This window comes from Sphingopyxis sp., from assembly GCF_035998965.1.
In the GTDB taxonomy this organism is placed as follows: Bacteria; Pseudomonadota; Alphaproteobacteria; order Sphingomonadales; family Sphingomonadaceae; genus Sphingopyxis.
In genome coordinates, this window is record NZ_DASYHE010000099.1 from 13,350 (window position 1) to 25,477 (window position 12,128).

Annotated in this window: 10 protein-coding genes; 6 read left to right on the plus strand and 4 right to left on the minus strand. The window is 63.7% G+C overall.

Annotated elements, in window-relative coordinates:
- Positions 1–90: 90 nt before the first annotated feature.
- The 4 genes from yghU to VGN68_RS19220 all read left to right on the plus strand — a co-directional run bounded on the left by yghU (position 91) and on the right by VGN68_RS19220 (position 4,208).
- Entirely contained in the window at positions 91–966 is an 876-nt protein-coding gene (gene yghU, locus VGN68_RS19205) for a glutathione-dependent disulfide-bond oxidoreductase (RefSeq protein ID WP_327479031.1), read from the plus strand.
- Between the two features lie 180 nt (positions 967–1,146).
- Complete coding sequence (locus VGN68_RS19210; protein ID WP_327479033.1) at positions 1,147–1,581, plus strand: TadE/TadG family type IV pilus assembly protein; 435 nt, start codon at positions 1,147–1,149, stop codon at positions 1,579–1,581.
- A 2-nt stretch (positions 1,582–1,583) separates the two neighbouring features.
- The gene (locus tag VGN68_RS19215) at positions 1,584–3,212 is read left to right on the plus strand and encodes a TadG family pilus assembly protein (protein ID WP_327479035.1); all 1,629 of its coding nucleotides are present in this window, start codon (positions 1,584–1,586) and stop codon (positions 3,210–3,212) included.
- Positions 3,213–3,308: 96 nt separating this feature from the next.
- Positions 3,309–4,208, plus strand: a complete 900-nt coding sequence (locus tag VGN68_RS19220; RefSeq protein WP_327479037.1) for a PAS domain-containing protein — start codon at positions 3,309–3,311, stop codon at positions 4,206–4,208.
- On the opposite strand, the gene VGN68_RS19225 is transcribed toward VGN68_RS19220, so the two are convergent.
- Positions 4,205–5,281 (minus strand): MBL fold metallo-hydrolase, encoded by a 1,077-nt coding sequence (locus VGN68_RS19225; protein WP_327479039.1) that lies wholly within the window; start codon positions 5,279–5,281, stop codon positions 4,205–4,207. The two genes, VGN68_RS19220 and VGN68_RS19225, sit on opposite strands and share 4 nt — an antisense overlap.
- Positions 5,282–5,439: 158 nt before the next feature.
- On the opposite strand from VGN68_RS19225, the gene VGN68_RS19230 reads away from it, so the two are divergent.
- Positions 5,440–6,633, plus strand: coding sequence for an acyl-CoA dehydrogenase family protein (locus tag VGN68_RS19230; RefSeq protein ID WP_327479042.1), 1,194 nt, complete (start codon positions 5,440–5,442; stop codon positions 6,631–6,633).
- Between the two features lie 106 nt (positions 6,634–6,739).
- Positions 6,740–7,879, plus strand: coding sequence for an acyl-CoA dehydrogenase family protein (locus VGN68_RS19235; protein ID WP_327479044.1), 1,140 nt, complete (start codon positions 6,740–6,742; stop codon positions 7,877–7,879).
- Positions 7,880–8,023: 144 nt separating this feature from the next.
- Here VGN68_RS19235 and VGN68_RS19240 read toward each other — a convergent pair whose 3' ends face one another.
- The 3 genes from VGN68_RS19240 to VGN68_RS19250 form a co-directional block, all read right to left on the minus strand.
- On the minus strand, positions 8,024–10,399 hold the full coding sequence (locus VGN68_RS19240) for a TonB-dependent receptor (protein WP_327479046.1): 2,376 nt from the start codon (positions 10,397–10,399) through the stop codon (positions 8,024–8,026).
- 104 nt (positions 10,400–10,503) lie between these two features.
- A complete protein-coding gene (locus VGN68_RS19245; RefSeq protein ID WP_327479048.1) occupies positions 10,504–11,424 on the minus strand; it encodes a FecR family protein in 921 nt (306 codons plus the stop codon).
- A gap of 1 nt (position 11,425) precedes the next feature.
- A complete protein-coding gene (locus VGN68_RS19250) occupies positions 11,426–12,094 on the minus strand; it encodes a sigma-70 family RNA polymerase sigma factor (protein WP_327479050.1) in 669 nt (222 codons plus the stop codon).
- Positions 12,095–12,128 lie beyond the last annotated feature (34 nt).

A 12,128-nucleotide genomic window follows, 5' to 3' on the forward strand; every position in this document is an offset into this window, starting at 1 on the left:
GCAGCGCAGGGTGGACGGCGGCGCCTCGGTACCTTAAATACCGATCAGTACGAAATTCACCTGCCCCCCAAACAGCCGAGGAGTGTCGAGATGAGCGATCAAGCCGAATATGTGCCGCCAAAGGTCTGGACCTGGGACAAGGACAGCGGCGGACGCTTTGCCAATATCAATCGCCCGATCGCCGGGCCGACGCACGACAAGGATCTGCCGGTCGGCCAGCATCCGCTCCAGCTCTATTCGCTTGGCACGCCCAACGGCGTGAAGGTGACCGTGATGCTCGAGGAATTGCTCGCGGCAGGACATAGCGGCGCCGAATATGACGCGTGGCTCATCAACATCGGCGAGGGCGATCAATTCTCCAGCGGTTATGTCGCGGCCAATCCGAACAGCAAGATCCCCGTGCTCGTCGATCGCAGCGGCGGCGAGCCGATCCGGGTGTTCGAATCGGGCGCGATCCTGATCCACCTTGCCGAAAAATTCGGCGCGTTCCTGCCGACCGAGACCGCGAAGCGCGCCGAAACGCTGTCGTGGCTGATGTGGCAGATGGGCAGCGCCCCCTTCCTCGGCGGCGGCTTTGGCCACTTTTATGCCTATGCGCCGACCAAGCAGGAATATCCGATCAATCGCTATGCGATGGAGGTGAAGCGCCAGATGGACGTGCTCGACCGTCGGCTGGGGGAGAGCGAATATATCGCGGGCGCCGACTACACGATCGCCGACATGGCGATCTGGCCCTGGTATGGCGCGCTCGCCAAAGGTTTGGTGTATGATGCGGGCGAGTTCCTGCAGGTGCAGGACTATAAAAACGTCCAGCGCTGGACTGATCAGCTTGCGACCCGTCCCGCGGTGAAGCGCGGGCGGATGGTGAACCGGGTGACCGGCGACCCGGCGAGTCAGCTGCGCGAACGGCATGATGCGTCGGACTTTGACCTGCGAACGCAGGACAAGCTGGAGGCGGCTGAATAGACATATTCTGCGCAGCGCCAGCTTGGGGCGTGATTAGCATTTTGTAAGCCAAGCGTCGGGTTGCCCGGAATCGTTGGCATATCGGTTTCGCGCGACGCCGGAAAAATTAGCAAATTGCGCAAAAACGGCGTCGGGTTCTTTCGACGCCGTTTTTACTCCGGCGACCACATGCTGCGCGGCATGACAGCTTCCCTTCGCTTGCCGCGGAATGCCCGCAAACCCGCACGCCCTTTGGTCGATGAAGAGCGCGGTGCCGCTATTGTTGAAATGGCGCTGGTGCTGCCGCTGCTCCTCGCGCTGATGATGGGCGTGCTTGTCTATGGTCAGTATTTCATGCTGGCGCACAGCGTCCAGCAGGCGGCAAACGATGGCGCCCGCGCCGCCATCGTCGGGCTTGACGCCACCGATCGCCGGGCCGTCGCAACGCGAGCGGTCGGGCGCAGTCTGCAAACGGTGAGCGGAGCGCACAGCGTGGCGGTGTCCGAAACGAGCGAGGCGATTACCGTCGCGGTGACCTTTACAGCGCCGGAGGACGGCTTCCTGCGCTCATCGCTGATCCCTTCGCCCACCCCTGTCATCCGCGCGCGCGCGACCTTTGAATTGCCGGTGGATTGATCATGGCCCTGCTGGACATCCTCCGCACCGTTGCCAATGATCGCCGGGCGGGGATCAGCATCGCGACGGCGTTCGCCATGACGATGCTGATCGGCGCCGCGGCGCTCGCGGTCGATGTCGGCTCGCTCTATCTCGACCGCCGCAAACTGCAGGGGATCGCCGATGCCGCGGCGATGGCGGCGGCGGGCCGACCCGGCGAAGAGCAGGCCGCGGCGCAGCGGATCATCGCGGCGAACTGCGATTGCGGCATCCGCATTGCGGCGCTGACGACCGGTACCTACACCCCGGACGCAACGATTGCGGCCGAACAGCGATTTGCCGCGGGAGGCGCGTCGGCCAACGCCGTGCGGATCGTCCTGACCCGCGATCGTCCTCTCTATTTCGGGCGCTTTTTGACGGGCCGCAGCGAAAGCATCATCCAAGCCACCGCCACCGGCGCGCGGCGCGGCTATGCTGCCTTTTCGCTCGGTTCGCGCGTCGCAGCTGTCAATGGCGGCCTGCCCAATGCGCTGCTGTCGGGGTTGACGGGTAGCCAGATCAATCTGTCGGTGATGGACTATAACGCGCTGGCCAGCACCGACATCGATCTGCTGGCGTTTTCGGACGCGCTGCGAACCGAAATCGACTCCGAGGTGCTCACCTTTGGCCAGACGCTCGACAGTCAGGTGACGATGCCGCAAGTGGTATCAGCGCTGGCGCGTGCGTCGGAGGGGCAAGCCGCGAGCGCGCTGGAACATATCGCCGATCGCGCCCTGCCGCGCGGCCTCTTTCCCTCGCGAGCGATCGATCTGGGGCCGCGCTCATCAAGCTTCCGCGTCGATCCCGCCAATCCGGTCAAGGTCAACGCGCTCAGCCTGCTGCGCGCAATGCTGCTGCTCGGCAGCGCCAATCGTCAGGTCGACTTGGCCGTGGCGAGCAACTTGCAGGGAGGATCGGGAATCGACATCGCGCTGCTGATCGGGGAGCCACCCGCGCACTCGCCGCTGATCGCCGTGACCGACACCAACGCGGTGATTGTGCGCACCGCGCAGGTACGGCTGAAACTCGACACCAAGGTGCAGACACCGCTGGCGAGTGTCCATATCCCGGTCTTGGCTGAACTGGGATCGGCATCGGCGCGAATTGCCGACATCGATTGCGGCCGCAACAGCAGCGCCGCGGTCTCGCTTGCCGTCGTTACCTCGCCGGCGATGCTGGCGATCGGTACCGTGGACGCTGCCGTTTTTCAGAACATGCAGCGCCCGCTCGATCCCCGATCGGCTCGCGTGGTGAAGCTTCCGCTCGCCAGCGTCGATGCTGAGGCCGAACTGGTGCTGTCGGATCTGAACGAAAAACAGGTCCCCTTTTCGCGCAGCGACATTGACAACGGACGGGTCAAGACCGTGTCGAGCTCCGGGCTGGTCGCGGGTGCCGCAAAGTCGCTTTCGGATCGTATGGACTTACGCGTGAACGTGTTGGGGCTAGGCCTGAACCTGAATGCGCTGCGAACGGTTGTCGGTGACACCGTGGCGCTCGCAGCGCCGGTGCTCGACACGGTGCTGGCCGATCTGACCGGGTTGCTTGGCGTGCACGTCGGGCAGGCCGATGCGCGGGTCAACGCGTTGCGTTGCGGGAAAGCCAAGCTGGTTTGATTGCGCCATATCGGCGTCGCGGCGGACAAAGTTTTTGCCCATCTTCGCGCGATCCACCCCAAAAGGATCAACAGTGATCCGACAATCGGGGAGGCCATGGTGCGAGCAACCCAGGAACCACAGCGCGTCTCGGCGGCAGATTTCATCCGCGGCTTTGCCAACTGGCGCCTGCAAGCGGCGCGCAAGCCGGTCGTGGTGACGCATCACGGCAAAGACGCGCATGTACTCATCTCGCTCGACGATTATCGTCGTCTGGACAGTGATGGGCCCGACGCCGTTCGGACGCCCGATTGCCCACAGTCTTCGCTTGCGGGGGTCGTCGAATCGATCCGCGACGCCGTGATTCTGATCGACCGGCAGTGGCGAATTGTGACGGTCAATCCCGCCGCGTCCGACATGCTCGAAAGCGCGTGCGCTGCCCTGATCGGAGAGCCGTTGATGACCGCCGTGCCGCGGATCGAGGGGAGCTTGCTGGCGCAGCATATGATCCGCCTGATTGATCATCGCGAGCGCTTTTCCGGCGACCTGCCGGACATCTTGCGGCCGCGCCAATGGCTGCGTGTTGGCCTGGTTCCTGTGCCGGTCGGCGGGGCGATCATCCTTCGCGATGTCAGCGACGCGCTGGCCGACTTTGCCGCGAACGACGCGCGCCAGGCGTTGGCCAGGGCGATCGAGGCGCAGGGCCGTATCGGTCACGCCCGTATATCCGTGCGCGGAGCAGTCGAGGCGGCGAACGACACGCTACTCGTTATGCTCGGGGTCGACGCCGCCGCGATCCGGCGGGTGCGTTTTTCGGCGTTGTTGGCGGTCAGCGATCGGCCGGCTTTTTCTGAGGGACTGGAGGCGCTGTTCCGTTCGGGTCAGCCCGTGTGCATCGCGTCCCAGATGGTGACGCGCGACGGCGACGCCATCGACGTCGATCTGACGATCGCCGAAGTCCGCGGACCTTATGCCAGCGATGGTGCGGTTGTTCTGGTCACCCGGCGCGCCGCCTAGAACCAGCTGCCGCGTTCGATTGTCTTGCTGCCAGCGGGCAGCGAGAAGGATTGGCCGTCCTCGCCGACGATGATCGGCCCGTCGAAGTGACTTTCGGCGCCGCCGAGGAAGGCTCCATTGAAGTAGGACGACGGCATCGACGGCACGACATGGCTGAGCACCAGCATCTGAACCCCTGCGACGCGCGCGCTGTCGGCCGCCTGCGTCGGGCTGGCATGATAATCGAGGATGTCGCGCATGATCTGTGCAGTCTGCTTGCGGCCCGCCTTGTCGAGCTTGGCCGCAAGCGTCTTGACCATCGCGGGGTTCAATGCCTCGTGAATCAGAAGGTCAGCGCCTTTGGAAGCTACTTCAAGGGACTTCGATGGCGCCGTGTCGCCACTGACGACGAGGCTGCGTCCCTTATAGTCGAAACGATAACCCACCGACGGCTGCACCGGGCGGTGATCGACGGCAAAAGCGGTGACGCGAAGGTCGGCCGCGTCGTAGATGACCGTCGGTGCCGCCGGGAGCGCAAAGGCGATCGCTGTGGCACCGGCAGCTGCGGGGGGCGTGATCGCCTCGCCATGGTGCGCGGTGCGATAGCCATTATCGAGTGCGTAGGCGGCGTTGAACCCGGCAATAACCCGCTCGACGCCCGGTGGGCCATAGACGGGCAGGGGACTGCCGTTGCCGCTGGCGGTCCAGCGCAGCAACATCATTGGCCCCATGCCGTCGATATGGTCCGAATGAAAATGGGTCAGGAACATCGCCTTGATGCGGCCGTTGGGCAGGCCCATCAGCGCGATGTTGCGTGCCGCGCCCTCTCCCGCGTCGACGACGAACATTGCCTTGCCGGCGATAACCACCGTGCAAGCCGCGGCGCGTTCGTGGTTGGGGAGGGGGGAGCCGGTGCCGCACAGGCCGACATGCAGGCCATCGGGCAAGTCAGCGAACGTATCGCGGCCGATATTGCGTTCGGCGGCGCGTTCGAACAACCACATGCCGATCGGGCGCTGGAACAGCCATGCGGCGAGCGCGGCGGCGCCGATGATCGCCGCAGCCCATAGCGCGGCTCGTCTTGCCTTGGTCATCGCTTTCCCCCATCCTGTCCGCAGCACCTGCTTACGCTGGACAAGGGGCGTTCTTACGCGCAATCATGGCGCCAAGGAAAGTTGTCAATTGCAACTTGCCGTTTACGTAAAGGTGAGCGCTCATTATAAGGGCGCCATTGCCCAATGGGAGATTCGTGATGGACATGGAATTCAGCCCCGAAGATATTGCCTTCCAGCAGGAAGTGCGCGACTTCATCGCCGAAAATTACCCCGCCGAGCTGCGTGAAAAGCAGGACGAGGGCGAGGAAATGTCCAAGGAAGATTTTCTCGTCTGGCACAAGATCCTGCACAAAAAGGGCTGGATCGCGCCCGCGTGGCCGGTCGAATATGGCGGCACCGGCTGGACCCCGACGCAGCGCTTTATCTGGTCTGAAGAAACCGCGCGCGCCGATTGCATTCGCCTGATGCCCTTCGGCCTCGCGATGGTCGGCCCGGTGATCTACACCTTCGGCACGCCCGAACAGAAGGCCCATTTCCTGCCGCGCATCCTGTCGGGCGAGGATTGGTGGTGCCAGGGCTATTCGGAACCGGGTTCGGGCAGCGACCTCGCTTCGCTCCGCACCACCGCCGTGCGCGACGGCGATGATTATATCGTCAATGGACAGAAAACCTGGACGACGCTGGCGCAGCACGCTGACTGGGGCTTCTTCCTCGTCCGCACCGACAAGGACGCCAAGCAGCAGGAAGGCATATCGTTCCTTTTGATCGACATGAAATCGCCCGGCATCACCGTGCGTCCGATCATCACGCTGGGCGGCGAGCATGAGGTCAATGAAGTGTGGCTGGAGGATGTTCGCGTTCCCGTCGCCAACCGCGTTTACGAAGAGAATAAGGGCTGGACCTGCGCCAAGTTCCTGCTCGCGCACGAACGCACCGGCATCGCTGGCGTCGCAGCGTCGAAGCGCGGGATCGAGAAGGTGAAGGCGATTGCCCGCACGGAGCTCGACGGCGACAAGCCGCTGCTCGCCAATGCGTTTTTCAAGCGCAAGGTGGCCGAGTTGGAAGTCGATCTGGCGGCGCTGGAATTCACCGAGCTGCGCAGCCTGGCCGGTGCCAATGCGGGCCGCGGTCCCGGGCCGGAATCGAGCCTGCTCAAGATCAAGGGGTCTGAAATCCAGCAGCGACTCACCGAACTCAGCCTCGAAGCGGTCGGCCATTATGGGGCGCCCTATTTCCGCGGCTTTGGCGAGGGCGACAACGAGCATCCGATCGGCCCCGATTATGCCCACCGCGCTGCGCCGACCTATTTCAACATGCGCAAGACGACGATTTACGGCGGGTCGAACGAGATTCAGCGCAACATCATTGCCAAGATGGTTCTGGGGCTCTGACGAAAGCGTCGCCCCCGCGAAGGCGGGGGCCGCGATCAGCCTGACTCAGCGCCGCAGTATAAACCTATAGCGGCCCCCGCCTTCGCGGGGGCGACGGGGATGTAAAATGGATTTCACCTACACCGAAACGCAGGACATGATCCGCGACACACTGTCGCGTTTTCTGAGCGACACCTATGATTTCGACACGCGCCAGAAGTTCGTCAATTCGGACAGCGGTCGCGATCCGGCGATCTGGACTGCCTTGGCGCAGGAACTCGGCATGCTCGGCGCACCGTTCGCCGAAGAGCATGGCGGTCTCGGCGGCGGCGCACTGGAAAATGCGATCGTGATGGAGGAGTTGGGCAAGGTCATCGGGATCGAACCTTATCTGCCGACCGTCGTCATCGCCGGCGGGGCGCTGAAGGCCGTGGGTGGCGCGCAGGCCGATGCAATCATCCCGGAAATTATTGCCGGCAACGTTATCGTCGCCTTTGCCTATGCCGAACCGCAGGGGCGCTACGACCTGGCCAATTTGCGCACCACCGCCAAGAAGGACGGTGCGGGCTATGTGCTGAACGGCCATAAGGGCGTCGTTTATGCCGCGCCTTGGGCCACGCACCTGCTCGTCACCGCGCGCACCGGGGGCGCCTCGCGCGATCGGGAGGGGGTATCGCTGTTCCTGATCGACGCGAACCTGCCCGGCATCGTGCGCCGCGACTATCCGACCGTCGATGGCAGCCGTGCGTCAGAAATCTATTTCGAAAATGTCGCGATCCCCGGTGATGCACTGCTTGGCGGCGAAGGCACTGGTCTGCCGCTCGTCGAACAGATCGTCGATGAAGCAACCGTCGCGGTGTGCGCCGAGGCGACCGGCGTGATGCAGAAACTGCACGAAGGCACGCTGGAATATACCCAGCAGCGCAAGCAGTTCGGGGTACCGATCGCGAAGTTCCAGGTACTCCAGCACCGCATGGTCGATATGTTCATGGAGGTTGAACAGGCGCGCTCGATGACGATCATGGGTGTGCTCAAGCTCGGCCTGCCAGCGAACGAGCGCATGGCCGCGGTCTCCGCCGCCAAGGCGAAGGTCGCGCGCGGCGCCAACTTCGTCGGCCAGAATGCGATCCAGACCCACGGCGGCATCGGCATCACGCAGGAGCTGGCGATCGGCCATTATTTCAAGCGCGCCACGATGATCGAAAGCCAATTCGGCAGCCATGACTACCACATGGATCGGTATGAGCGGATTGCGTTGGCGGATTGAAGAACCTTCGCCCCTCCCTTTGAGGGAGGGGTGCGAGGCTTACGAGCTTGCTCGTTAGTCGCAGCGGGGGTGGGTATGCGGCCAAAAGAACGCCTGCGGCGACCCACCCCTAGCCCCTCCCTGAAGAAGGGAGGGGAATGATGCTCAGTACGCCACGTCAACCGCAATCCGCAGCGTCCTCGGCCGCAGCGGCGTCATGAAGCCTTCGTTACCCTCCACGAACGGCGTTCCGAGCGAAAAGCGGTTGCCGCGTGAGTCAAACAGGTTGGTCAGCGTGAGCGACAACCCGCGGCGGTCGTTGCCGATCCGCATTGCCAGCCCGGTGTCGATATAGTCGCCCTGACTCTCGCCCAGCACCGGACCGATGCCGAGCCGCGATGGCCCGATATAATTCGCCCAGCCGTTAACGCGGAAATCCTCGTCGCCGACTACCGTGGCATAGTTGACAGACCCGCGCACCGCGTGGCTCGCGACATTGGGGATGCGACCTAGCCGTCCCGGCGCCGCGGCGAAGACCGGCAGGATCTCCAGCGCCAGATCATCGACCCGGCTGTGATTATGGACCGCGCCCAGTTCGAACGTCAGCGTCTCGGTCGGCCGCATCGCTAACGCGGCGGAGATGCTGGTGATGCGCCCGTCACCGATATTGGCGGTGGTCGGAAAGCCGGTGCTGTCGATGAAATCCGCCTGAATGTTGCGCCAGCGGCTGTGCGATATGGCAAGACTGGCGTCGAACAGGCTTTGCCCTTTGTCGCCGAATCGTACCCCGGCCTCCCATGTTCGAACCTGATCGTTCAGGAATCGCCGGACAAAATTGCCATCGACCGCCAAACCGCCGGGACGGAAACCCTCCTGATAGCGCGCATAAACGCGGACATTGTGCAGCGGTGTCGCGAGCAGCGAAAAAGACGGTAACAGGTCGGTTTCATTGCGCGACGCGGTCGTTGCCCGTCCCGCCAGCGCGAGCGCGACGCTCACGCCTTCCGCCATGCCGCCGAGCCGCGCGTGCGACAAACGCACGCCGCCCGAGGCGACGAGGTCAGGCATGACTTCGACCGTCGCCTCGGCATAGCCAGTGACCTCAGTGATCTTGTTGGTCACGCCGGGCAACACGGCACGGAGGGTGCCATAGCTATATTCGCGGTCCTGCCGGGCGCGATTGTCGATGACGCTCGCGCCGACGACCCAGCCGAGACCGTCGTGATACGGGCGCGACAGTCGGTTCTCGCTGACGAACATGCGCGTGGCGTTGCGCTGGTCGAGCACCCGCGGCACATTGCTGAGCGGGGTCACCTGGATCGGTGCGAACACCCGCTCGACATCCACTGCGCCGGTCGTAATGATGGTGCCGGGCGGTGCTTCGGGCAGGCTGGCGTCAAAGCGTTCGAACAGACGGTGGTCGATGAAGGCGTTGGACGACTGGAAATGCAGGTCGCCCCAATCCTTCATGACGACGACCGTGCCGAGACCATAACGCGCCGACGCATTTTGTTCGACCATCGAATTGCGGGTCAGCGGGTCGGCGGCCTTGTCGGCATATTGTGCATCGTTGGACTTGATCGATTGATAGACGCCGCCCAGATCGACCGTCCAGTCGTTGCCGGCTTCGAAACGAAAGGTGGCGCGCCCGCCGCGGACGTGGACCCGATTGACGTCGTTCTGACCGCGCAGTGGGTTATCGATATAGCCGCCGTCGGTCAGCATATAGCCGACCAGCCGCAGCGCATGACCCTGGTCCCCGACCGGCAGATTGGCAATCGCGGCGATGTCGCCGCCCGGATCGCCATGCTGGGTCAGCGAGACGCCCGCGATCGCTTGTATCGTCATCGCACGCGGATCGGGCGCTTTGGGGACGACGCGGATGATCCCGCCGAGCGATCCGGCGCCATAGAGCGTCCCTTGCGGACCTTCGAGGATTTCGACATTGTCGACGTCGTAAAGGCGCAAGTCAGGATCAGGCGCATTATAACTAAGGCGGATATCGCCCAGATACTGCCCAACCGTCGATTGCGTGGGACCGGTGAAGCTGGAATCGGCGATACCGCGAATAAACAGCTTGTTGCGCCCCGAACCCAAATGGGTCGAGGATACCGTTGCCGTCCGCGACAGGATCGAATCCATGCCGCGCTCACCGCCAAACGCCAAATCGCCGCCACTCAGCTGGGTGACGACGCCGGCAAAATGCGAATAGGGCAGGTCGGTTTTCGATGCCGTGACGATGATTTCGTCCTGCACGCCAGCGACCATGTCGTGCGCCGGTTCGCGCGCGCGCGGCTGCGGCGCCGGTTGCCGGGCAGGGCGATGTGCGATCCGCGGGGCAGCGGGGCGGCGCTCGATCCGCCAACTGGTCGCGCTGACGCGGACGGCGCGGGCATCCGAACCCTTCAGCAGACGCTGAATCGCTTCATCGACGCGCATCCGACCGCGCACGGGTTTGACGCGTGCTTGCCATAACTTGGCATCGACGACGCTGATGCTGACCCCGGCCTGACGACTGATCACCGGCAGCGCGGTGGACAAGCTCCCTTTTGGCACGTCGAACGCGTGCTCCTCTGCCGCCAAAGCCTGCACAGGCAGGCTCAGCAGCGTCGCAGCGGCGACAAGGGAAAGGCGCGATGAGATGCTCAGCGGGTCAGGATCCAGCCATCGCCCTGCCGCTTGGCCTTCGTTCCCGACAAGGCGGCGAGATCGGCGATCGTGCGATTGCGGTTCTTGTCGATAATCAGCGCGCCGCGGAACGACAGGTCGGCCGCACCGGGCGCGATGCGGACCTCCATTCCAGCGGTGCGTTTCAGATCCTCGGCCACGACGGCAAGCGGCGCGTCATTGTAAACCAGCAGACCGGTCCGCCACCCGCCAATGCTGGCGATATCGACATCCTTTACCGCCGGGGGCTGGCTATCGTTGTCGCGGGCCTCAATCGCTTTGCCTGCGACGATGCGGACCTTGTCGCGGTCGGGATTGTAGAGGACAATGCCTTCCGACACTGCGACCAATGTCTGCCGTTCGCGCCGCACGACGTTGAATGCGGTACCAAGGTCGACGATCCGGTCGTCGCCCGTTTCGACGATAAAGGGATCGTCATCGCGATGGACGACATGGAACATCGCTTCGCCCGCTTCCAGCCGGGCAAAGCGGGGACGATCCTTGTCAATTTCGACGACCGAGCCCCCGTTGATTTCGATCCGCGATCCGTCGGCGAGCTCGATCGTGCGATGTTCGCCCGCCGCGGTCTCGATCCGGTTGGCGTTACCGAACGGGTTCAGCGTCGATAGGCCAATGACCGCGACCAACGCGGCTGCCATCGCTCCGCCGACCCAGGCACGACGCGAAGGACGACGCGGCGCCGTCGGCATGGCCAAGGGTACGGGCTTGGCGATCGAGGGTAGCGCGTCGAGATCCTGATCGAGACTCGCCACCGCATCATAGATCGCGACATGCTCGGAATCCTCGGCGAGCCAGTCGGCAAAGCCGTCCCAATCGTCAAAAGCCGGATCACGCTGACGGACCAGCCAGTCGATGGCGCGCGCTTCGATGCTGTTCATGTCAGGATGCATCAAACTGCCTCCGTAGCGCAGCAAGCGCGGCATAGACTTTGCGCAAATCGGCTTCGACGGTGCTCAGGCTGACCCCCATTTCATGGGCAATATCGCGCTGAGCCATCCCGTCGATCCGGAACCGTTTGAAAATAGCCGCCGCCCGCTCGCCGGTGGCGGCAATCGCTGTATCGACCTGTTCGAGCTGTTGACGCGAAATCAGTGATGTCTCGGCGGAGGGTTGATGTCCCGCCGCGGCCTCACCCCACGCCTTGTCACGCAGCGCGCTCTGCCGCGACGAACGGTAGCGATCGAGCATCAGATTGTTCGCGGCGCGCATGACATAGGGCAGGGGATCAGAGATTGGACCCATCGGACGATCGGTCAACCGCATCCACAAATCCTGAAACAGGTCCTCGGCGGCATCGCCAGCGCCGCGGACCTGCAAGAACCGGACGATCCGGTCCCGGTTGGCGAGCAATACGCCTTCGATGCCTTGCGCGGTTTCGGTTCGGTCGTGCGAACTGGTCATCGATTGTTTGCTCTGGAACGCCATTTTCCGCCGGTCCGCGCTGCCCCGGCGCGCGCCATAGGTTCCCCCGATGCCGCCGTCATATAGCGCCCATGTCCCGCCGCGCAACCGCGGCGGCGGAAAAGAGAGGAGGGGCAGTGCAAGCATCGGTACCTTCGTTCATTTCTGTCTAAGCAAGGGG

Coding starts and splice junctions, on each gene's coding strand:
- yghU (WP_327479031.1), top strand. CDS start 91: ATGAGCGATCAAGCCGAATATGTGCCGCCAAAGGTCTGGACCTGGGAC.
- VGN68_RS19210 (WP_327479033.1), top strand. CDS start 1,147: ATGACAGCTTCCCTTCGCTTGCCGCGGAATGCCCGCAAACCCGCACGC.
- VGN68_RS19215 (WP_327479035.1), top strand. CDS start 1,584: ATGGCCCTGCTGGACATCCTCCGCACCGTTGCCAATGATCGCCGGGCG.
- VGN68_RS19220 (WP_327479037.1), top strand. CDS start 3,309: ATGGTGCGAGCAACCCAGGAACCACAGCGCGTCTCGGCGGCAGATTTC.
- VGN68_RS19225 (WP_327479039.1), bottom strand. CDS start 5,281: ATGACCAAGGCAAGACGAGCCGCGCTATGGGCTGCGGCGATCATCGGC.
- VGN68_RS19230 (WP_327479042.1), top strand. CDS start 5,440: ATGGACATGGAATTCAGCCCCGAAGATATTGCCTTCCAGCAGGAAGTG.
- VGN68_RS19235 (WP_327479044.1), top strand. CDS start 6,740: ATGGATTTCACCTACACCGAAACGCAGGACATGATCCGCGACACACTG.
- VGN68_RS19245 (WP_327479048.1), bottom strand. CDS start 11,424: ATGAACAGCATCGAAGCGCGCGCCATCGACTGGCTGGTCCGTCAGCGT.
- VGN68_RS19250 (WP_327479050.1), bottom strand. CDS start 12,094: ATGCTTGCACTGCCCCTCCTCTCTTTTCCGCCGCCGCGGTTGCGCGGC.